Below are 22359 nucleotides of genomic sequence, written 5' to 3'. Positions count from 1 at the left end.
CTAGATAAACGGTGTTCGAAAGCCAACTCCTTCAATAGTAAGTCGAAAATTGAAAAAATATGAGGAACTATTTTCTCAATTTCCGCCTTACTATTCGGAGCTTAACGGCTTTCTCACAACCTCTTTACATGCTAAAATAGTAAATCAGACAAAATAAGGAGAGTTAGTAAAAAATGACATATGCTCTTGAGATAAATGAGTTAAGAAAAATATATGGGACAGGTGTGGAAGCACTCCGAGGCATCGATCTGACGGTTGAAGAAGGAGATTTTTATGCATTATTGGGACCAAATGGTGCAGGGAAATCAACAACGATCGGGATCATCACTTCATTAGTGAATAAGACATCGGGAAAAGTGAAAGTATTTGGCTATGATCTGGATACAGATTTAGTACGAGCAAAACAACAAATCGGCTTAGTGCCCCAAGAATTCAACTTCAATCCGTTTGAAACAGTGCAACAAATCGTCGTGAATCAGGCGGGTTACTATGGCGTGTCCCGTAATGAAGCATTGAAACGTAGTGAAAAATATCTTAAACAATCTAATTTGTGGGAGAAACGCAATGTTCGTGCGCGGATGCTTTCAGGTGGGATGAAACGACGATTGATGATTGCCCGTGCATTGATGCATGAACCCAAATTATTGATTCTAGATGAACCCACAGCGGGTGTCGATATTGAATTAAGACGAGAAATGTGGGAATTTCTACGTGAATTGAATCACGCAGGAACAACGATCATTTTGACGACTCATTATTTGGAAGAAGCAGAAATGCTTTGTCGAAATATTGGAATCATCCAATCGGGTGAACTGATTGAGAATACCTCTATGAAAGCCTTGCTTTCCAAATTACAATTTGAAACGTTTATCTTTGACTTAGCACCTTATGATAAAAAGCCAGAGATCATTGGCTATACAAGTATCTTAGAAGATGAACGCACACTTGCGGTTGAAGTGGAGCGTGATCAAGGAGTGAATGGGATCTTTGAACAGTTAAGTGCGCAAGGGATCAAAGTCTTGTCTATGCGCAATAAATCCAATCGCTTAGAAGAACTTTTCTTGAAAATTACGGAAGAAACTTATCATATGGAGGCAACGAAGAAAAATGTTTAATCTTTATTTTACTGCATTAAAAAGTTTAGCAATCAAAGAAACCAATCGCTATATGCGTATCTGGGTACAAACGCTAGTACCACCAGTGATCACTACGTCTTTGTATTTTATCATTTTTGGGAAAATGATCGGGGGACGAATCGGTGATATGGGTGGTTTCTCCTACATGGAATTTATTGTTCCCGGATTGATCATGATGTCCGCCATCACAAGCTCTTATTCAAATGTTTCTTCTTCATTCTTTTCACAAAAATTCCAAAAGAATATCGAAGAGATTTTAGTTGCCCCTGTACCAACACATGTCATCATCTGGGGATTTGTGATCGGTGGGTTGGGACGGAGTGTCTTGGTCGGTGCATTAGTCACAATGATTTCTCTATTTTTTGTGCCATTACATGTCTATTCATGGACGATCGTTGTATTAACACTATTGATGACCGCTATCTTATTCTCGCTTGCTGGTTTGATCAATGGGATTTTCGCCCAATCTTATGATGATGTGTCCATTGTACCAACGTTTGTGTTACAACCTTTGACTTATCTTGGCGGGGTGTTTTATTCAATTTCGATGTTACCACCGATTTGGCAAGCCATCTCAAAAGTAAATCCAATTGTTTATATGATCTCAAGTTTCCGTTATGGTTTCTTAGGCACCACCGATGTGCCAATCTTCATTTCGATTGCGATCCTTGTACTGTTCATTGTAGTGCTTTATTCAACGTGTTGGTACTTGATCAATAAAGGTAGAGGGTTAAGAAGTTAAGCGAACGAGGCAAGCTAACTCCTTCAATAGTAAGTCGGAGCTGACCGGCTTTCTCACAACCTCGATAAACGGTGTTCAAAAAGCTGACCTTCAACATTAAGCTAAAAAATTGCAAAATATGAAAAGCTATTTTACAATTTTCTATCTTACTGCTCAGGTCAAAACGCTTTTTTCACAACCTATGATAAACGGTGTTCAAGGAGCAACACTTCGGACATAAGCCAGGAAAATCAAAAATGAAACAACCATTTTCGATTTTCCTTTCTTATGCCTTAGTGCTGATCGCTCCTTTCACAACCTCTACTTTGCTTCTTTTTCTTTTTCCTTGTATAATGGCAACAATGTTTTTGATGGAACTTTTTATATAGCGAAATGGAGTGTACTTGATGAAGAATAATTTTTGGGCTGAACTACCTACGCCCTTTTTTGTATTAGCACCGATGGAAGATGTGACAGATGTGGTTTTTCGCCATGTTGTCCAAAAGGCCGGTGCGCCGGATGTGTATTTCACCGAATTTACTAATTCAGATAGTTTTTGTCATCCAGATGGCAAAGAAAGTGTCAAAGGACGTTTGACATTTACTGAAGATGAACAACCGATGGTGGCACATATCTGGGGAGATAAACCGGAATTTTTCAGAGAGATGAGTATTCAACTAGCCGAGATGGGTTTTAAAGGAATAGACCTCAATATGGGTTGTCCGGTACCGAATGTGGCAGAACGTGGAAAAGGTAGTGGCTTGATCCTACGTCCTGAGGTTGCGGCAGAATTGATCGAAGCTGCAAAAGCTGGAGGGTTACCGGTAAGTGTAAAAACACGTATTGGCTACACAGAGCAAGCTGAAATGGTTGATTGGATCAGTCATTTACTAAAGCAAGATATCGCGAATCTTTCTGTTCATTTACGTACACGCAAAGAAATGAGTAAAGTGGCGGCACATTGGGAACTAATTCCTGAAGTCGTTGCCTTGCGTGACCAAATTGCCCCACAAACGAAGTTGACGATCAATGGTGACATCCCTGACCGCCAAACAGGGCTTGAATTAGCGGAAAAATATGGTGTAGATGGCATCATGATCGGCCGAGGTATTTTTAAAAATCCATTTGCCTTTGAAAAAGAACCGAAAGAGCATTCAGCAGAAGAACTTATTGATTTACTGCGTTTGCAACTAGATTTACAAGACCACTATGCAAAAGAGATCCCACGTTCGATCACAGGCTTACATCGTTTCTTCAAAATCTACGTCAAAGGATTTCCAGGAGCCAACGATTTGCGTGTGCAATTGATGAACACGAAATCCACTGATGAAGTTCGGGCACGTTTAGATGAATTTCAACATAAAACTGAATAAACTGTCTAAGTTTTCACAAAGTAATCAGCCAAAAAAGCTGTGACATCTAAAAAATATGAAAATATTTTCGGATGTCATGGCTTTTTTTAATGAATTGACTTTTGAAGGCTGTTTATTCAGTTTTAGCTGACAATGGCTATCTAGATTGTATATTTCACGTGTAAATAATACTGAGTGAAAAATGATAAAAAATGAATTAAAAACAAAGAAAAATGAAGAAAATTTAATGTAACGTATGTTATTTGAGCGTTTTATTTTATGACATAACGGATTTAATGATATCCTAAAATTTATCAGATGATAAAAATTTATAGAACAAGAATTGAGTAGGTGGATGTCATGAAAAAAGTCATTGTAACAGGTGCAGGAGTTGCGGGATTAAGTGCAGCTGTACGCTTGCAAAAATTAGGCTATGAAGTAACATTGTACGAAAAAGAAAGTGGCCCTGGCGGCAAGATGAATCAAATCAAAAAAGATGGGTTCACGTTTGATGTGGGGCCAACGATCGTGATGATGCCTGAAATCTATCGCGAAGTATTTGAATTTTGTGGGAAAGATCCGGATGACTACATTCCGATGGAAAAAGTCGATCCTATGTTGAAACTCTATTTCAATAAAGAAGAACCAATCGAATTTTCAAATGATCTCATTGAATTGACCAAAACGCTCGAAGCGATTTCCCAAGAAGATGCGCAAGGCTATTATGCGTTTCTAGCGGATATCTACAAGCGTTATCACATAGCCAAAGAAGCATTTATTACTAAATCCTTTCGTGGTTTTTGGGATTTCTATAATCCTAAATCACTATGGGCAGGGATTCGTCTAAGAACATTTAGTGATGCGTATTCATCGATTGCTAAATTTGTTAAAGATGAACGTTTGCGAAAATCATTGGCGTTCCAAACCTTATACATCGGTGTTTCCCCATATCAAGGTCCATCGTTATACACGATTATCCCGATGATCGAACTTTTATATGGCGTTCATTTTATCAAAGGAGGTATGTATACTTTAGCAACCTCACTAGCTAACTTATTAGAAGAATTAGGTGGAACGATCCATTATAATACACCCGTTGATGAATTGATCATTGAAGATAAAGTGGCAAAAGGTGTTCGAATCGGACAAGAACGAATAGAAGCAGATGCGGTCGTTTGTGGTGCTGATTTTCCTTATGCAATGAAAGAGTTGATTCCTGATGAAAAGAATCGTGGGAAATATACGGATAAGAAAATCGATAAGATGGAATACTCTTGTTCTTGTTTCTTACTATATTTAGGTCTAGATAAAAAATATCCGGGGGATTATCTCCACAGCATCTATTTTGCAGATGACTTCAAACGAAATGTGGATGATTTATTTGAAGATGGTCGTTTACCGGAAGATCCATCCTTTTATCTATACCGTCCTACGATCATGGATGAATCATTAGCCCCAGAAAACCATGAAGGATTATATGTATTAGTACCAGTTCCAGAACTTTCAAAATACGAAGATTGGTCAGAAGCGAAAGTCCAAGAATATCGTCAAAAAGTATTGACATTATTAAAAGAAAAGACAGACTTTACTGATATTGAAGAGCATATCGTTTCAGAAAGTTTTTATACACCAAAAGACTTTGAACAACATTTCAATGCCTATAATGGTGCAACATTTGGGTTGAAACCAACCTTAAAACAAAGTAACTATTATCGACCTCATAATAAATTTGCTTCTGCTGAGAATCTTTATTTCTGTGGTAGCAGCACACATCCCGGAGCTGGTGTACCAATCGTGATGCAAAGTGCTAAGCTTGCGGTAGAGGAGTTGGTTAAAGATGATAAAAACTAATCAGGAACTGTTTGAAAAACACGCAGACGATTTTGCCTATTGTGAAACTGTGATAAAAAAATATTCAAAATCGTTTTACGCTGCGTTTTCTCAACTTCCTGAAGAAAAAGCAAAAAGTGTCTATGCCATTTATGCTTTTTGTCGCTTGGCAGATGATACAGTTGACTTAGCCCATAGTGAGGAAGAATTGTTGGCACTAAAACACCAACTAGATGCTTTCTCCATGGGTAAAATTCCTGATGAACCAATTTGGCGTGCCTTGTCGGTTGTTTTTTCCGTTTATCCCATGACCTTGTCTCCGTTCTACGACATGATCGCAGGTCAAAAGCAAGATTTAGTCTTTACACAGCCAGAAACATTGGCTGACTTAGAAGACTATTGTTACTATGTCGCAGGTAGTGTCGGCTTGATGTTGTTACCTTTATTATCTGACCAAGCAGAAAAAATCCAGTCACAGGCAAAAAGGCTGGGTGAAGCGATGCAACTCACTAACATTTTACGAGATATCGGTGAAGATAATAAAATGGGACGAATTTATTTACCAAAGGAAATGATGCGTGCCCATGGTGTGACTGAAACCATGTTGCAAGCAGATAAACCTGCGAAGCCATTGATTGATCTATGGGAAGCGATAGCTAATGAAGCAGAGAAAAAATATGAAACTTCTTTTACGATGCTGCCGTTTATTGACCGAAATTGTCAACTCGCATTAACTGCTGCTGCAATGATCTATAGAGAGCAATTAAGCGTAATCAGAGAAAATAACTATTTCATGTTAGATCGTAAAAACTATGTCAGCCAGATAAGAAAAATCCAACTGCTGAGAAAAGCCAAAAAATATGTAGAAACTCTAATAAATAGTCCACAACAATCAACATTATAATTGGTATGATAGCATTGATAATCTGACGTATCAGAAAACGGAATGAGCACTCGCGGAAAGTACCGTTGCGAGTGCTCATTCTTTGTTTATCATGACATTTTGAACAAAAAATACATTGTTTATTCCATTATTATCGCTCTTATAAATAACATCAATGTTTTTCTGTTCTGTTTTTTTGTATTTATTAGTAAAGTCTTTATATTTAAAAACAACAGTTATTATAAATAAATGTAATATTCAAACGAGAATGATGGTAAGATTATAATAAACGGGGATTTTTAGCTTTATCAAATTTCAATCATAGAAGCTCTTTCTATAAAATCTTTGAGTTCAAGATTCAGTGAAAGAGGTCAGGAGTGAAAAAATGGAAGTATGGGAGATCGTTGAATTTGTCAGAAAGCAAAAAGGAATAACGATTGCAGAACTTTGTGGAGAGGAAGCTAGTCGTTCTGTTTATAAACGTTTTATTCAAAATAAAGCAGATACGACAGTCAGTAAGTTGACTTATTTTTTGAAAAAACTAAATTTGGACTATGATGAATTGCAATTATTTAATTTTCCAAATGATTTATCCGAGGTCAATCGATTGATGCAAGAAGCGGTAGTCGCTTTTGAAAAGAAAGATAGTTTAGAATTACATAGTATTATCATGTTGTATGAAACAGAAGAACCTGATTCTCAAAGAGAACGTCATCTAATCAGTCTTTGTCGCTTGATGATCGCTCAATTAAAAGAGGAAAAAATCGATGTGCTATCTTCAGAGGTTTATCAGTATTTAATGAAGGCACAAACATGGACTCGCTACGAAATTTTTTTGTTTACTAATTGTATGTATGCGTTCCATCCTAAATTTATCGATTTGATTTTAGAAAAGTCGTTTCTTAGTTTGGCGGTCTACGAAGAAAACCGCAGCGGGCAAAGTGAGACATTTCGCATGTTGGCAAATGGCCTCATTCTATTTATTAAAAATCAGGATCTCCGCCTGGTTTGGAAATATGGTGCGAAGTTAGAAGAGTATTTCCTTGAAGAAGAACTATACTATGAGCGTAACTTGCAATTGTTTTTGCAAGGCGTCTGGTATGTGATCAAAGGTAATAAGAAAGGGAAGTATCACATAAAAAACGCTTTAGCAGTCAGTTGCTACTTGGATTCAAAGCAACAATATCAAAAAAAATACGAACTGTTACGCTTCGTGGAGCAGGCGTACCATGTGGATTTTGAACTCAAGAATGAGTTTCCCCCCGCTAGTAATTGAATGCTATCTTAAAATAACTAATCTTATACGAAAAGAATTGTGCGTATACGACGAAGATCAACCTTATTCGGCGTATTTTATTTTGACCAGTTGAAAATCAAGTATGATAAACTAGTCAAAAAAATTTTAGGAGGTACAAAAATGGCAGGAGTAATTGCAGTCACCCCCGAACAACTGAAGTCACAAGCACAGGTTTATTCACAGGCAGCCTCTCAGATCCAAGAGGCGATCCGTAAAGTAAATGCAATGAACCAACAAATCAGTCAACAGTGGAAAGGACAAGCATTTCAAGCTTATTTGGAACAATACAACCAATTAGAAGGTAATGTTCGTCAAATGGAAGAACTTCTTGAGCGCATCAATCAGCAGTTGAACAAGTATGCTGATACGGTTGCAGAACGCGATCGTCAAGATGCAGGTTCGTTTGGATTTTAACTTGATGTTCAAACAGAAGTCACTTTGCTAGATTTTCTTAAACGAATCACATGTGCAACAATACACAATGTAAAACAGAGCATCTCAGCTATAGCCTAAAAAGAGGATATGACAGAAGTGCACATCGCCATGATATAAGCGTCAAAATCCGAAATCAGCTAGCTATTTTTGGATTTTGACGCTTATTTTGAAAGGTAGAAATACAGACAAGTCACTTCTGACCCCATGCTCTTTTAGAAGGAGGAGAACAACTTGAAAAACCATCTGAAGCAAAAGCAGCCATTTATCCTTGCGATCATCGCAAGTTTATCTTTGCTTCTTTTCTTTGCTTATATTGGCTTTAAAGAAAAGAGTATCATCACGAGCACCGCCAGCCCGACGACAAAAATGCAATATGTTTTGGTAAATGAGGATCGAGGAGCAGATTTTGAAGGTCAGCAGTACTTGTTAGGAACCGATTTTGTGACACTGATCAATAAAGATACTGCCAATCGTTGGGAAACGACTACGCGTAATATTGCAACAGCAGGACTAGAGAACGGCCAATTCGATGCAAAAATCATTATTCCCCAAGATTTTTCGGAAAAACTATTATCTTTACAAAGTATCAATCCAGAAAAAGCGATCATCGAATACCAAGTTCGAGATGGTCAAAATGAGATAACTAACCAAATGATCGAAGAACAAGTGAATCAGATTTTAACAAACTTCAATCAGCGTGTTGTGCAGATGTATTTCTCTAGTATTGTAGGAAATCTCTCTGAAGCGCAGCAAAACGTGAATAAAATGACGAATACACATAGCAATTATCAGCAAAATCTAGAAAATAGTATCTATCAGCCATTCCAAAATATTTCAGACAACTATGCGAGTGTATTAGACTCAACTAGTATTTTAGATACAACAAATAGTGCATTCAAGGCACAACAACAGGCCTTTGTTGATTCGGTACAATCTCTTTTGGAGCGCAATAATACAAGTTTAGAAGAGACTCACAAAGAGACAGAAAATGTTCAGGAGACAATTGTTGATTATACAAAAGAAACGAATGAAAAAATCACTGGAGCGATCGATCAATTCAATCAACAAGTCATCTTACAAAAAAATCAATTAACCACTCAGTGGGAGAACGCAACAACTGATTATAGAAATCAATACGACTTATTCAATGATGCGATTTTAGCTCAATTTAGTAACTTTTATACACCAAATGAACAAAATAATTTCGGTATTTATTGGGATTTCTTGGCTCAGGCAACGGCGTTTCAAACCAATCAACAAACCCGCATCGAAGAGATCCAACAACAAATTACTGAGTTGGAGAGTCAAGTAGAACAGCTAGAACGCTTAAAAGGTCAAATTGCCAATGCGTATTATAATGATCCGACAAGTACACCCGCAACTGCGACAGAAGTTCAAGTGAAAAATGCGATTATCAAATTGATGACAAATCAAAGGAATGAACCCAAATTAGATGGGGCGTACCAATCAGTTATCGAGGAGATATTGCCCCGGATCTCGGTGGATAGTTTAGCTCTATTATTAGCTGAATTACAAAATCAAGCAGTGATCAGTCAGGATCAGGCCGCCATTTTCAATGATGAGCTAGCGATTGTTACACGCTATGCCCATGATTTTGACCGACCAATCGGAAGTGAAGCCTCTTTTGCTTATCTTGAACCGAAAGCACAACATGATGCAATGATTTCTTTACCCACCACCAATCAACAGATGTCAATTGAGTTAAATCAAGATACGTTCCTCTCGATACAAGCAGAAGAAGAGCAGCAAGGAATGCTCTTTTTTGATCCAACATATGATTTTATAGAAATGGAAACTCAATTGAATCAGTTACTAGCCCCCTACAACTATGAAACAGCAATCCGAGTAGATACAAATCATTCATTCACAATCGTACAACCTTGGACGATTGAACCGGAGGAGGAAACGGAAGAGACATACCAGCGTATAGAATATCCTTCGCTATCAGATAAATTGAACTTTGAAGTAAGCATTCCTTTAAAGTGGCAGTTGACTCCAGAACAACAAACTACTTCATACAATCAGGTGTTTTACACATGGATGATCAATGAACGCGAACAACCAATGAGTGAATTCTCGGTATATCTTCCAATGGATCAGCCATTGATTGATGATGTGCCACAAATCTTGGAACAGTTTCAACTATTAAGTACGACTGCGCAACAAATCGTCACGCTATTTGGTGCACCACACCATTCTATAACGATTCCCGCATATCGACAGATGATCGATCAACCAGAAAATACGGGGAGATCCCTTATTGAATTAGCTGATTCTCGTTCGATCTATTGGCTATATAACAATCTTCAGGAAAGCGACAAACCTTCGATGATCAGTGAACAACTGTATCAGGAATACAAAAAAACAGGGGATCAGTTGTATAGCGATACCGAGAATCAAATCATTGCATTACAAGCAGTCATTGGTTCTCCTGGGACTAAAGAACCTGAAGAACTAAAACCAACCTTGTACGGTACCTTGCAATTAATGACATTACCACAGACATTTATGGAAGAAGCGGACAAATTAAACCACTGGTTCGCCTCTGCGAATCAACAAATCCATGCAGTATACGACAGTTGGCAGCAAACGGCACAAACAGAAACGGAATCCGTCATCTCAGAAGAAAATCCACATCCTAAAGAAAATGAATACGCTCTGATTGAAGCTCAAACAGCCAGTCTGATCGAAACGATGCAAGGATTGATGGCAAGTTCAAAAGCAGCAGCTGAAGTTACCGGTCAATCTGCGGCAGAAGTAGCTGATATCACACCTACAATCGATCAGCTAAAAGAATCGACCATCGAAGTACAAGAGAATGCCACCACTATTTTAAGTAATCTAAGTACCTCTCTTGATGAATCAGCACAGACTGTCTCTGAAAATCAAACATATGCCGAATCATTTAGTGAAGTCCTTTCGAATACAAAGAATGGAGGGGCAGACAATCCACATGTCTTTAATTTTTTAGCAAGTCCAATTTTAGGACAAGGAAGCTTTGGTCAAACAAGACAAAGCTCATTGACTCCTTACTATGTGACATTGATCGGTGGCTTTATGATTCTGTTAGTATCCTTTCAATTGTCTAGCGTGATGAAAAAACGTGTAGTGACTTCTGTCGATTTGTTAGTCACACCGAACCGTATATGGAAAAACGTGCCTAATATGGTGGCGGTACTCAGTGTAACGTTAGTTCTGTCACTTATTTATAGCGTTTTAACGACCATAGTATCAGGAGTCGCGCATTCTTTTGTTTGGTTCGTTTATGCATTTTTAGTCTTTGCTAGTGGTCAATTGATTCTTTTAGGGTTCATGCGCCAATTCAAAAAAATCACGTTGTATTTATGTGGTGGGATTTTTGGCTTGTTCTTCATGTTGACTCCTTTGTTGGGCGTAGCAATCAAAAATGGCTCGTTGACAGAATGGCTCTATCGTCTGTCACCTTTACAGAATATTCAAAACGGGTTTAATGTGCTGATGAATGAGGGTGTCATCGGTTGGGGAAGTTATCTCATGCTCGTTCTATTCCTGATATTTGGAGTGATACTGAATTTTATTGTCCGACCAGAAGAGAAAAAAGAACGGTCAAATGAATAAACGGAGGTATAAAATGGTTCAGAAAAAAATAGGGGGGCTTGTCTTTTTGTTGGTAGTTTTACTATTTTTAAGTCACCCGAATGTCACAGTCTTTGCAAGCACACTCACTATCAATAACCATGTGATCTACCAAGAAAGGGAAGGCATCGAAGATCATGAAACAACATTTATAGTGCAAGATTTATTTTTAGAAGATAAAACAAAATTAGACCAAGAACGTGTCCAACAACAAAGACAACAGATTTCTACTGCTCACAACCTCGTCTTTGTGTCGGAAGCAACTCCACAGCCACAGGTCTTTGAGCAAACAATTACACCCCAATTATTCAAAGAAGGGCAAATGTCTGTAGGACATCAGGTGTCAGCTAACCCAAATCACACAGCTATCCAGGGAAGAATTGTTTTGTGGATCTTACTTCTACTAGGAAGTATTTTACTGACTATTGGAGGCAATTATCTTGGTAAAAAGTTTTCACAGCAGAAATACAAAAATGATTAAAGGACTGTTGTAGTTGGATAGAAATCAAGCAATTGGGATAAGTTTACAAGTCAAAGAAGAAATCATTGACTTACAGATCCCGACCCAAGTAACGATTACACGATTAAAAGAATTACTGAAGGAATCTTTCATACAAAATGGTTCGTCCTTGCCAGAGGTGTTCGACTTAGTGGTATTGAATAAACCGATCCGCTTAAAGGAAGAGGCATATGTGGCAGACTATCCATTAAGTGAAGGCGATCATTTACTGATCCATGAATCTCAACAAAAATCGGAGGAACGAACGTGACCCACATAAAAGATATTTCTGAAACGATCATGATTGAGACAACAACTGATGCTGTCAAAGTGACACTGAATGCTAAGCAATACCAACTCGATCGTTTAGAACAGTATCAACTATTCTTAACACAGAAAAAACACTTGCTCTCTGGACAGATCGTAGAATCTTCAGAGGAAAAACTCGTCATTCAATACCAGAAAAGTAAACAAATGTATTCTTTGCAAGAGTACCTTAAACGAACAGAACTTTTTCAACGATTATTACTTGCACAAAAAATCAATTTCTTATCCGAGTTTTTGAGTAGCCCGATCCAGCCGTTCATCCATCCAGCCAATCTATTTCTATTTGGAGAAGAAATCATCGTAGCACATAGAGGTTTTGCGCATTCAATTATTCCTTATGAAATAACCGAAGAAGAATTTTTGAAGCAATATCGTGCCTTGATCCTGACAATTTTACATCCTAAGTTCGATTATGAGCAACTGATTGAAGGAAATGGCACATTGAAGGACGAGTTTTCTAAACGAATCCAAAGAGCAAACAGTGTCGCAGAAATCGACCGCATGATTGGCGAACAAGTCGTACAGCAGAAAACGAAACGTGCATCAGAAATTCAAATGGTGAACAAAAGAAGCTATTTTATGTTTAAGTGGGGCACGCTTTTATTAAGTATTTCAACAATAGGTTTAGCGCTTACAACAGGTATCTATGCGTTTGATAAACTTCCCGCACAAGAACGGATCAGTTCTGCTGAAACGCAATATATTGCTAATAATTATGCTGGTGTTTTGACCACATTAAAAGATGATAAACCCGAAGATCTCCCTTCTGGTGCCCAATATGTCGCTGCAGTCAGCGCGGTACAGCTGGATAATTTGTCGAATGAGCAAAAGACAGCAATCTTAAATAACATTTCTCAAAAATCAAATGAGAATACTTTGCTTTACTGGATCTATATTGGAAGGGGGAATTTTGAACGATCATTAGATATCGCACAAAACCTCGGCGATCATCAATACATTTTACATGCCTACACCAAACTATACGACGCGACGCGAGCAAACAACAAGATGAGTGGACAGAAGAAGCAAGAGTTATTAACAAGTTATGAGGAAGAAATCAATAAGTACTTAGAAATCTTAGAAAGCGAGACGGATAGTAATGAAGCAAACTAAGCCAAATTCAATAACTGATCAAATCCAACATTCCGTTTCAGTTCTTTATGATCTTTTTTACTTTGGTTCGACGTTTATTCATAAACAAATAACAGAAAAAAACAATCAAGTAATACTGGACAATCGAACACTTTCCTGTGAAGACGGACAGCTTTTTTGTGGAGGAGAATTAGTCAAGGATGAAAAGTTTCTCCTCGTTCATCATGAAAATTTGAAAACGGTAATCGTCAATAAGCCAAGGGAAAGCGTCTATCTATCAAATACACAAGACTCGGCGATCCGTATTGATTCGGATGCGTTGATTTTTATTCATCGTAATAGTACTGATGACTATCAAATAAAAATCTATCCTAGTAAGGCCAAGATTTATTACAATCACCAACGTGTAGAAAAAGGTGTCTTTCCATTTTCTGTAGGCGATCAATTGATCATTGATTATCTCATGATTGAGATGCGTGAGAAACAATTAAAGATCTCAGATTTAAAAAATCAGCTACAGTTGGACCCCTGGCAGTTGCTCGAAGAACCCTACATTCCCGAGTATCCAGAAAATTTTCCAGCATTTAGGCGTAGTCCAAGAATCCATTTAAAGGAGCCAAAAGAAAAAATAGAGATCCAAGCGCCTAAGCAGAAATCTAATGAAGGAAAGAATGAGTGGTTGAAAACTATCGTTCCACCGTTAGGTATGGTTGTTTTGAGCGGTGCGACAAGTTTTTTGAGCGGGGGCAATCCAGTTATGTTGATCAGTATGGGAGGTGCTAGTTTACTTACAACAGGTTTTTCTGTGTCGAATTATTTTACAAACAAAAAAGAAATCAACAGAAAAAATCATATGAGAGAAGAGCATTTCCGTCAGTATATGATCAAAAAAAAGTCAGAGCTTAATGTCTTACAGCAAACACAAAAAACAGCATTAGAATATATGAATCCTTCACTGGATGAATTAGCATTGATGGCTAAAGATTATCATGCGAGGATTTATGAACGCATGACAGTGAACGAAGATTTTTTGACTGTCCGCCTAGGAATCGGCGAAATCAATGCTAGTTTTCAAACAAACTTTCAGCCGGTAGAAGAGGATGAACTGAGTAATGAAGCGTTTGAGCATCTTAATAGTCCCTATAAACAACTTGGAGATGCCCCGATCATCGTTTCACTTCTGGAACAGACGGTTGGCTTAGCAGGAACACCTAGTGTTTTACGAACAGCATTACAACTCCTATTATTTCAGTTATGTGTGTTGCATTCTTATCGAGACGTCGAATTCATTACACTGATCCCGTCGGAAGAGTACGAACAACATTGGCGAGAATGGCGTTGGTTACCTCATAACAAAATCCGTTCTTTAAATCTAAGAGGAATGGTGCATACCCCCCAAAGTCGAGACATAATTTTGAATTCTTTTTATCAAATAGTGGCAAAAAGAAAACAACAAGTCCGTGAAGCGGGAAATGAAAAGGTACACTTTCAGCCACAGTATGTTTTTTCGATTTTGGATGAAAGTTGGTTGGCAGGTCATGGATTGAACGAGTTTTTAGCCGAAAACTTAGGAGACTATGGAATCACGGTCATTTGGGGAAAAGAAACGTTGAATATGTTGCCAGAAACAACGACTACTTTAATTGAATATCAAAGCAATGAAGCAGCAACGTTGATCAATCAGGACAATGAATATGTGAACCAGCGTTTTATTCCCAATCATTTGCCGACAACCTATCCAATCGAAAAAGCCATTCGGCGTTTGGCGAATCTTCATCATGTGGAAGTAGAGAAAAATGCCGTACCTGACAGCTTGAGTCTATTGGATCAATATGAGGTCAAGACAGTTGAAGAACTAGCGATTTCAAATCGCTGGGCTACTGCGGAACCTAATAAATCGATTCGTTCATTAATTGGTTGGCGTGGAAAAAAAGATTTAGTTTACTGGGATCTACATGAACGAGTCCATGGACCACACGCCTTAGTTGGTGGTACGACTGGTTCCGGGAAATCTGAATTTTTAACGACTTATTTGATCGGCTTAGCAATCAATTTTTCGCCAGAAGATATCGGCATGTTGATTATTGACTGGAAAGGTGGCGGAATAGCCAATACCTTAGATCATTTGCCCCATTTTATGGGCGCAATCACTAATTTGGATGGTGCTGGAACTGCGCGAGCCTTAGCAAGCATCAAAGCAGAGCTAGCGAAACGTCAAAGAGAGTTTGCCAAATATGGTGTAAATAATATCAACGGCTACATGACCTTGTATAAACAAAGAAATACCCCAAAACCAGACGTTGTTTATCCACAAAAACCTTTGCCCCATTTGATTTTAGTTTCGGATGAATTTGCGGAGCTTAAAGCCAATGTTCCAGAATTCTTAGATGAGCTCACTTCTGTTGCACGAATCGGACGTTCATTAGGTGTTCATTTGATTTTAGCCACCCAAAAACCTTCTGGGGTAGTCAATGACCAGATCGAAGCCAATAGTACGAGTAAAATTGCCTTGAAAATGGCGAGTGTCCAAGACTCGAATGAGTTACTCAAAACGCCAGATGCCGCACAAATCACGAATCCTGGACGAGGCTATTTGAAAGTTGGCGAAAATGAGGTATATGAATTATTTCAAAGTGGCTATGCGGGGGTTCCATATGATCCAGAACAATTGATCGAAGAAGTGATTGATGAACGGGTATTCAAAATCAACGAATTGGGCCAGTTAGAATTACTCTATGATCCAGATATCGAAATCATTCAAGGAAAAGATACACGAGATTTGCCGACACAATTAGAAGCAGTGATTGATAAGATCAAGACAATCTTTGCCGATTCTACCTACAAATTGCCGGATAAGCCATGGCTACCGAACTTAAATAAGCAGATTATGGCGCCAAAAATAAAACAGTCAGAAGTTCGTAATCTAGCTATCCCATTTGGTTGTTTAGATATTCCTTCTGAACAAAAACAAATGAATTATACCTTCAATCTCGAAGAAGCGAGTCACACATTGATCGTAGCTAGTCCAGGCTATGGGAAGTCGACAGTGTTGCAAACTCTTGTAATGAACCTTGCCCGTCAAAACACCCCTGCAACGATTCAGTTTCATTTAATTGATTTTGGGAATAATGGTTTATTAGTACTCAAGGAATTACCCCATATTGCGGATATAGCGACTTTGGAAGAAGATGAAAAACTGCAAAAAATGCTTGATCGCATCGAAAAATTATTGGCAGCACGCAAAAATTTGTTCAAGCAAGCTGGTGTCGCGAATCTAACGCAATACGAAACAAGAACAAGAGAAAAATTACCGATCTTAGGAATCATTCTTGATAGTTATGATGGCCTGAGCTTGGAAGATAAGCGCAAAGATAGAATCGACGAAGTGCTTCTTCAACTACTAAGAGATGGTGCCAGTTTGGGTATCTTTCTTGTGATGACCGCGAATCGTGTAGGAAGTATTCGGACTAAGATGATGAGCAATATTGCCACTAAGATAACGCTATATTTAAACGATGAAAATGAAATAAATATGGTCATGGGCAGAAATGCTTTGTCACCTGAAGCAATCAATGGGCGCGGCCAAGTCTTACTCTCTACGCCAACTACCATTCAGTTTTATCTGCCGATTAACGGGAAAAATGATGCGGAACTACTCCAAAATCTGGAAGAAGAAATTATAGAAATCAATCAAGCTTGGACAGGCGAACGCCCAGATAAAATTCCAATGGTACCAGAAAACCTAACGCAAAAAAGTTTTGCTTCTTACCTTGAACAAGACGACAGCCACACACTGTATTTGGGATTAAACAAAGCCACTTCTTCAGTAGAATCGTTCGACTTGTTCCAGCGCATGAGATTAGGGATCTTTTTCAAATCCAATAAGCAACTTCGTGCGATGATGCCTTGGCTGCTTCAACAAATTTGTCAAGAAAGACAAGAAGAAGTGGTGTTGATCGATGCAAATGGAACACTCGAACCAGCAAAGCCGAAAGTTTCACTATATTTGGACCGTTCATGTCTTAGTGAAAAAGTAACAGCCCTAAAAGGGGCTTTAGAAGCTCTCTTAACAAATGAAACTGGCAAGAGAATCATCATTATCAATGGTATCGCAGACTTGGTCGATAAATTAACATTGAACCCTGAGGAAGTTACCGCTCTGCTAAGTGGAGGAAACGAGCATTTACAGTTTGTTTTTCTCGATCATATGACGAAAGTGGGTAATACCTTTGGCGGAATCACTATGTTCGTAAAAGAAAATATCGATCATATTTTATTTGGTGGAAGCTTACAAAATCAATTATTTATTGAAAATCTTTCTTATCAAGAAAAAAACGCAATAGTTGCTAAAAACGTCCTACACAGTTTGAAGGATGAACACTTGGAAGCTTTGGTGTTTCCTACGGAGGAAGAAGCATGAGAGAAGAAATGATCACACCGTTTTTGCCACTAGGTAGTATCTTAAGACTAGTTGGGACAGAGGATGACCAACTGCTCTATTTTGTCGTTGCTCGTGCCATCGCTAAAAATGAAGAAGAAAAAGTGATAGCGAGATATCGAGTAGCCCCCCATCCGTTTGGAGATGTACCGAGCCAAGAAGTCTTTTCTATCCATGCCGATCAAATCACAGAAGTGTTGTTCGAAGGCTTCCAAAACCAAGACGATGAAGAATTTTTAGACGATTTGCTGAAGCAACTTAGGGATGCGCCAACTAGACCACCACTCGTGCAAGAGGAGAAACCTGTACAGATTGTAGAAACTATAAAAATCAATGAAGAAGAGAGATTAAAAGAAGACCCATTCTATCAATTCAGATAAGGAGAAAAAAGATGCCGAAAATCGCTTCTCAGGAATCCACTGCAACAGCAGCCGTATCAGGAATAAAAAATGTATCTGTTAGTAGTAGTAAAACAAGTTCTTTAAGCAAGAGCACGATCAGCAGTATGAAAACAGGAGTAGAGGTCAGTAACAACCTACTCACCGATATTTCAAATCTAGTTACTTGTGTCAATGAACAGGCAAACAAATTCCCTCAGCTTGCTCAAGCAATCGCAGTCAGAGACAGTCAAACAAGATTCAAGTAAGGAGTCAGTATGGAAAAGGAAGAGTTGCTCGCTGAATATGAGCGTAAAATCAGCAACAATGAACAACGATTGGAGCGTCTGAGTAAAGAAAAACAGCAGTTAAAACAATGTATGTATTATTTAGAGATGGACATGCGAAAAAGCTTTCGAGAAATCCAACAATTCACAGAAGAATTAGTATCCCAAGGAAGCCAAGTTGCTCGTTGGGAGCAAAATGAGAATGAAGGGAAATCAACTTACTTCACGCAGTTGGTAGAAAACCAACAGCACCAACTAGATCAAGAATAATTAAAATGTGTAATCAAACTTGAAGAAGAACGTACGGAACTTCAGAAAGAAAGGAATAAACGATGGGACTAATTTATTCAGCCACAGAGTCTTCTAATTTAATGAGCAATCTGACCACTAATTTATCGCTTGCTCGTACAACGATCACCCAACTACGAACAGGTAGTCAACAAGTTGTTCAAGCGGTTGATGGCAAAAAACTCTCAGGAGCTGCTTATCAAGCTGGGAAAGGGCTGTTTTCTGAGTTGATCATTCCTACGATCAATCGGGTAAACACTGCGGTACAAGGGATTCAGTCAGACTTGAATCTTTACTCTTCCGCACATCAAATGCTTGCCAGTGAAGGATACTTGGATGAAGAGAATTTAAGCGGACAGATTCGTGCCAAAACATTCGCTAAACAATCAATCGATAACCACGCGCAGACGATTAGGCAGATCGCCAATACAAGCATATTACCAGGTATCACAGAAATGCTCAGTGATTTTCATCGAAACTTGATGCGAATGGCGGACAGCCTGCAAGAAGATATCTACAAGTTGCAACGCAAACAACAAAAACTGCATGCCTTTAACTCCCAAACCAGTGGACTGTTCAATAACAGTCTACTGGAATTGAAACTCGCCATGCAAAGCGTATTAGTCTTGAACCAAACAACCATCAAGGCAGACGGTAGTTATGTATTGCCGAAAGGAGTGGATGGTAGTTGGTTTGAGAAGTACAAACCAAACGGACAAGCTTTGTTGGAAGAATCTTCAAATAATGCCTACTTAGAAATGTATGCGGAGATCGAAAAATTGGTCCAACCCTTGAAAGATGGGAAAACCGATGCAGTCAAGCGGTTCGAAATGTTGATCAAAAATTATCCGGATGCATTAGTCAACAAATTGGCATCCAACGATGAATTTTGGATGCTTGCTAATCATCTACCATCAGGTATGAAAAATAAATTATTTAGCGGTCTTGCAAAATACGAAATGTTCGGTAAAGCCGTTGCCCAAGGGAAATGGATTCCTAAAATCGATACGCTAGGCAAAGCCTATCAAAATTTCACTAAATTTACGTCCCCTGTAAAAACCTATGTCAGCGAAGCCTTGAAGAAATCTCAATTTGTGCAAGGAGCTAAAAATTGGGGTGTTGCCAAAGGATTAGGAACGGCAGGCCAAGTAGCTACTTACGCGCAATTAGGCGTCACTTTCGCCGCCAATGCGGTGAATGAATATGGAAAAACAGGAAGTGTTGGCAAAGGAATAATAGGCGGTGGAATAGAGATGGTGAAGAGCATTGGACCGTTAGAGGGAATGACATTAGGTGCAAAGTTAGGAACATTTGTACCATTTATTGGGAATGGTGTTGGTGCTGCTATAGGATTTACTGCAGGCTTAGTAAATAAGGGGATACAACTACTAGCACCAGATGTGTATGATCGTGGTAAAACTTGGGCATATGAAGTATATGATAGGAGTACGGAAAAAATAGGCAAAGCTATTGAGCAAAGTACTAATACAGTGAAATATATGAATAAGGAGATTCAGCAAGTGGGAAAATCAATTGGGAATGCACTTTCTTCGATAAAATTACCAGAAATAAATTTTAATTGGAGATTAATATGAAAAATTTATTCAAGGCATCTTTTGAAGAAAGTTTAAATTTGAAAAATGACAAGCTAATCAATTATATGAAAAATGATGTTGAAAGGTGGGATTTAAAAGAAAGACCTATTTTATTGAAAATATTAGCACTAGCTTTGATAGGCATGCTATATGGCATAGTTTTATTTACAAATAGCATTATTACGAATCACGATAAGAATAGTTTGGTTCCACAAGCTGATATAAACTTTTTACCTTTATCTTTGTTTTGGATACTTTTGGTAATGTATTTAGTTATATGGGTCTATACATTGATTAAACGTTATCGAGCCACTAAATTTTTCTGGGGCTACATTAATGCAGTAAACATTTTTGTTTGGCTAGTAATTGAAACTAACCTTCTTTTCATCACAGCATTTCTAAAGCCTCTAACAGCTATAGGAATGGGAATATTTTTCTCAATAATTTTATTAGTAGGATATATAGTAGTTAGAAGTAAGAAAGCGTCGTTGGAAAATTTGCTTTATGATACAAATAAAAAAGAAAAGGTGGATGAATGGATAGAAAAATCAATAAATTTAGTGGTGAAGTATAGCTCAATAGTCGTTATTATCGGGGTTATTTGGAATTTTATTTTTCCTAGTGGAGATACACCACGCACAGATGTAACTGGTTTTCTAGGATTTTTAGCTATGTGGTTTGTGTTTGATATAGGATTTATTATCGCACAAGCTTACCTGTTCCTTCCGTATCTCTTGCGTGGTTATTATAGACACAAATATTCAGAAGAATACCGCAATCTGGAAGGGAAAACACAATTAGAATGGTACGGAGAGAAATATTTTAACAAACATATCAAAGGAACTGATAAAGAAGAAAAAATATAAGGAGTAGACATTAGAGATGAGAGTAGCTTTAATTGGTGAAGAATATGAAAAAATTATTCAATGCATCATTTGAACAAAGTATTAAGTTGTTGGATGACCAATTAATAATATATATGATTGAGAAAGGAGATCCTAAATCACTTCGGAGTAGACCAATATTAAATACTTTTTTTTCAATAGTAATATTTAGCATTATTTATCTTATATCTAGACTGTTTTATCATCAAGATCCTAATAGTCCAGTGGGAAGAGCTGAAATCAACTTCTTCCCATCTTGGTTAGTGGCTATTTTTTTATTTTTATGGTTACTATGTATCGTTTTCATCAAAAGATTTGTTTATAAGGAAATTAGTCAAGTTGTTTTTCTTCTAAATGTGAATAATCTATTGATAATAATGTTGTTAAGTGCAAACTTATTGTGTATTACATTTTTTCTTAAACCATTGACTCTAATAGGATTGACAGTGTTACTAGGATTAGTATTACTAGTTAGTTGTGTCATTTTTATAAATAAGAAGCGTTCAATTGAGTATGTTTTGTATGGAACAGGTAGAAAGAAAGATATGTTGGCTATGTTAGTAGAGAAAGCAATAAAATATGGCTGGATAGTTGTCATTGTCGTCATGGTATGGAAGATCGTATTTCCGGATAGTGATGAGGTCCGAACAGATTTTGTTGGATTTATCAGTACTTTAGGTCTATGGATAGCTATGAATATCGTTATGATTTTCGGAGAAGCCTATCTATTCTTCCCGTATCTATTACACGGTTATTATAAACACAAATACTCAGAAGAATACCGTAATTTTGAAGGGAAAACACAATTAGAATGGTATGGAGAGAAATATTTTAACAAACATATCAAAGGAACTGATAAGGAGGAAATATATAATGAATGAGGGGAAAAAGTTATTACCATTAGGAAGTGTCGTGTTGCTTGAGGAAGGGTTACAAAAATTAGTCATCGTTGGAAGAGGTGCTGTATATACAGATCAACAGTCGAAAAAAGATACGTTTGCAGACTATATGGCAGTACTTTATCCCTCAGGATTAAATCCTGAGACCACGATTTTTTTTGATCATAAAAATATCGATAAAGTTGTTTTTGAAGGATATAGTGATGAAGAAGAAGTGAGATTTTTAGAGATCTATAGCAAGTGGGAGACTGACGTGAAGCAAGCAACCAGTAAATCAGCCCAATCAATTCCGATTGGATTTGATTGACAGATGAGATATCATGTTATTTAAAAGTTTTTAAAATGCTTTTTCTTTTTTAGGAAAATATAGGAAATAGACAAAT

Annotated in this window: 19 protein-coding genes; all 19 read left to right on the top strand. The window is 37.8% G+C overall.

Going from position 1 to position 22359, the window contains the following annotated elements:
• The first annotated feature begins 173 nt into the window (after positions 1-173).
• The 19 genes from ACH0AK_RS11750 to ACH0AK_RS11660 all read left to right on the top strand — a co-directional run bounded on the left by ACH0AK_RS11750 (position 174) and on the right by ACH0AK_RS11660 (position 22283).
• Complete coding sequence (locus ACH0AK_RS11750) at positions 174-1115, top strand: ABC transporter ATP-binding protein (protein ID WP_010734030.1); 942 nt, start codon at positions 174-176, stop codon at positions 1113-1115.
• Complete coding sequence (locus ACH0AK_RS11745; RefSeq protein WP_010734031.1) at positions 1108-1878, top strand: ABC transporter permease; 771 nt, start codon at positions 1108-1110, stop codon at positions 1876-1878. The genes ACH0AK_RS11750 and ACH0AK_RS11745 overlap by 8 nt, the downstream gene beginning before the upstream one ends.
• A 386-nt stretch (positions 1879-2264) precedes the next feature.
• Positions 2265-3230, top strand: coding sequence for a tRNA dihydrouridine synthase (locus ACH0AK_RS11740; protein ID WP_137072974.1), 966 nt, complete (start codon positions 2265-2267; stop codon positions 3228-3230).
• A gap of 339 nt (positions 3231-3569) precedes the next feature.
• On the top strand, positions 3570-5060 hold the full coding sequence (locus ACH0AK_RS11735; protein ID WP_019722718.1) for a phytoene desaturase family protein: 1491 nt from the start codon (positions 3570-3572) through the stop codon (positions 5058-5060).
• Complete coding sequence (locus ACH0AK_RS11730) at positions 5047-5943, top strand: phytoene/squalene synthase family protein (protein WP_023520543.1); 897 nt, start codon at positions 5047-5049, stop codon at positions 5941-5943. The genes ACH0AK_RS11735 and ACH0AK_RS11730 overlap by 14 nt, the downstream gene beginning before the upstream one ends.
• Positions 5944-6307: 364 nt before the next feature.
• Positions 6308-7198, top strand: coding sequence for an Rgg/GadR/MutR family transcriptional regulator (locus ACH0AK_RS11725; protein WP_023520542.1), 891 nt, complete (start codon positions 6308-6310; stop codon positions 7196-7198).
• A gap of 141 nt (positions 7199-7339) precedes the next feature.
• Entirely contained in the window at positions 7340-7633 is a 294-nt protein-coding gene (locus ACH0AK_RS11720) for a WXG100 family type VII secretion target (RefSeq protein ID WP_023520541.1), read from the top strand.
• Positions 7634-7885: 252 nt separating this feature from the next.
• Positions 7886-11272, top strand: a complete 3387-nt coding sequence (gene esaA / locus ACH0AK_RS11715; RefSeq protein WP_499796921.1) for a type VII secretion protein EsaA — start codon at positions 7886-7888, stop codon at positions 11270-11272.
• A gap of 13 nt (positions 11273-11285) precedes the next feature.
• Positions 11286-11771, top strand: a complete 486-nt coding sequence (locus ACH0AK_RS11710; RefSeq protein WP_226076995.1) for a hypothetical protein — start codon at positions 11286-11288, stop codon at positions 11769-11771.
• A 13-nt stretch (positions 11772-11784) separates the two neighbouring features.
• Entirely contained in the window at positions 11785-12060 is a 276-nt protein-coding gene (locus ACH0AK_RS11705) for a hypothetical protein (protein WP_010734040.1), read from the top strand.
• Positions 12057-13229 carry a type VII secretion protein EssB gene (gene essB / locus ACH0AK_RS11700; protein WP_224434313.1) on the top strand — a complete coding sequence of 391 codons (1173 nt, stop codon included), beginning with the start codon at positions 12057-12059 and terminating at the stop codon, positions 13227-13229. Before ACH0AK_RS11705 ends, essB begins: the two co-directional genes overlap by 4 nt.
• Positions 13216-17628, top strand: a complete 4413-nt coding sequence (gene essC, locus ACH0AK_RS11695; protein ID WP_226076997.1) for a type VII secretion protein EssC — start codon at positions 13216-13218, stop codon at positions 17626-17628. The genes essB and essC overlap by 14 nt, the downstream gene beginning before the upstream one ends.
• The gene (locus ACH0AK_RS11690) at positions 17625-18026 is read left to right on the top strand and encodes a DUF4176 domain-containing protein (RefSeq protein WP_010734043.1); all 402 of its coding nucleotides are present in this window, start codon (positions 17625-17627) and stop codon (positions 18024-18026) included. The genes essC and ACH0AK_RS11690 overlap by 4 nt, the downstream gene beginning before the upstream one ends.
• Before the next feature lie 11 nt (positions 18027-18037).
• On the top strand, positions 18038-18292 hold the full coding sequence (locus tag ACH0AK_RS11685) for a hypothetical protein (RefSeq protein ID WP_010734044.1): 255 nt from the start codon (positions 18038-18040) through the stop codon (positions 18290-18292).
• A 9-nt stretch (positions 18293-18301) separates the two neighbouring features.
• Complete coding sequence (locus ACH0AK_RS11680; protein WP_499796918.1) at positions 18302-18580, top strand: hypothetical protein; 279 nt, start codon at positions 18302-18304, stop codon at positions 18578-18580.
• Positions 18581-18642: 62 nt separating this feature from the next.
• A complete protein-coding gene (locus ACH0AK_RS11675; RefSeq protein WP_226077001.1) occupies positions 18643-20193 on the top strand; it encodes an LXG domain-containing protein in 1551 nt (516 codons plus the stop codon).
• The gene (locus ACH0AK_RS11670; RefSeq protein WP_062806015.1) at positions 20190-21059 is read left to right on the top strand and encodes a hypothetical protein; all 870 of its coding nucleotides are present in this window, start codon (positions 20190-20192) and stop codon (positions 21057-21059) included. Before ACH0AK_RS11675 ends, ACH0AK_RS11670 begins: the two co-directional genes overlap by 4 nt.
• A 44-nt stretch (positions 21060-21103) precedes the next feature.
• A complete protein-coding gene (locus ACH0AK_RS11665; protein ID WP_226077003.1) occupies positions 21104-21958 on the top strand; it encodes a DUF4176 domain-containing protein in 855 nt (284 codons plus the stop codon).
• Positions 21951-22283, top strand: a complete 333-nt coding sequence (locus ACH0AK_RS11660; protein ID WP_010734048.1) for a DUF4176 domain-containing protein — start codon at positions 21951-21953, stop codon at positions 22281-22283. The genes ACH0AK_RS11665 and ACH0AK_RS11660 overlap by 8 nt, the downstream gene beginning before the upstream one ends.
• Positions 22284-22359: the final 76 nt, after the last annotated feature.

It is taken from the genome of Enterococcus pernyi, assembly GCF_045371165.1.
Classification (GTDB): Bacteria; Bacillota; Bacilli; order Lactobacillales; family Enterococcaceae; genus Enterococcus_B; species Enterococcus_B pernyi.
Note: the sequence above shows the minus strand (reverse complement) of the source record. Positions and strands in the feature narration are given on the sequence as shown.

Excerpts from the sequence above, each read along its gene's own strand:
- ACH0AK_RS11665 (WP_226077003.1), top strand. The coding sequence starts at position 21,104 with ATGAAAAAATTATTCAATGCATCATTTGAACAAAGTATTAAGTTGTTG.
- ACH0AK_RS11660 (WP_010734048.1), top strand. The coding sequence starts at position 21,951 with ATGAATGAGGGGAAAAAGTTATTACCATTAGGAAGTGTCGTGTTGCTT.
- ACH0AK_RS11730 (WP_023520543.1), top strand. The coding sequence starts at position 5,047 with ATGATAAAAACTAATCAGGAACTGTTTGAAAAACACGCAGACGATTTT.
- ACH0AK_RS11675 (WP_226077001.1), top strand. The coding sequence starts at position 18,643 with ATGGGACTAATTTATTCAGCCACAGAGTCTTCTAATTTAATGAGCAAT.
- essC (WP_226076997.1), top strand. The coding sequence starts at position 13,216 with ATGAAGCAAACTAAGCCAAATTCAATAACTGATCAAATCCAACATTCC.
- ACH0AK_RS11685 (WP_010734044.1), top strand. The coding sequence starts at position 18,038 with ATGCCGAAAATCGCTTCTCAGGAATCCACTGCAACAGCAGCCGTATCA.
- ACH0AK_RS11720 (WP_023520541.1), top strand. The coding sequence starts at position 7,340 with ATGGCAGGAGTAATTGCAGTCACCCCCGAACAACTGAAGTCACAAGCA.
- ACH0AK_RS11710 (WP_226076995.1), top strand. The coding sequence starts at position 11,286 with ATGGTTCAGAAAAAAATAGGGGGGCTTGTCTTTTTGTTGGTAGTTTTA.
- ACH0AK_RS11745 (WP_010734031.1), top strand. The coding sequence starts at position 1,108 with ATGTTTAATCTTTATTTTACTGCATTAAAAAGTTTAGCAATCAAAGAA.
- ACH0AK_RS11680 (WP_499796918.1), top strand. The coding sequence starts at position 18,302 with ATGGAAAAGGAAGAGTTGCTCGCTGAATATGAGCGTAAAATCAGCAAC.
- ACH0AK_RS11750 (WP_010734030.1), top strand. The coding sequence starts at position 174 with ATGACATATGCTCTTGAGATAAATGAGTTAAGAAAAATATATGGGACA.
- ACH0AK_RS11690 (WP_010734043.1), top strand. The coding sequence starts at position 17,625 with ATGAGAGAAGAAATGATCACACCGTTTTTGCCACTAGGTAGTATCTTA.
- ACH0AK_RS11670 (WP_062806015.1), top strand. The coding sequence starts at position 20,190 with ATGAAAAATTTATTCAAGGCATCTTTTGAAGAAAGTTTAAATTTGAAA.
- ACH0AK_RS11735 (WP_019722718.1), top strand. The coding sequence starts at position 3,570 with ATGAAAAAAGTCATTGTAACAGGTGCAGGAGTTGCGGGATTAAGTGCA.
- ACH0AK_RS11740 (WP_137072974.1), top strand. The coding sequence starts at position 2,265 with ATGAAGAATAATTTTTGGGCTGAACTACCTACGCCCTTTTTTGTATTA.
- ACH0AK_RS11725 (WP_023520542.1), top strand. The coding sequence starts at position 6,308 with ATGGAAGTATGGGAGATCGTTGAATTTGTCAGAAAGCAAAAAGGAATA.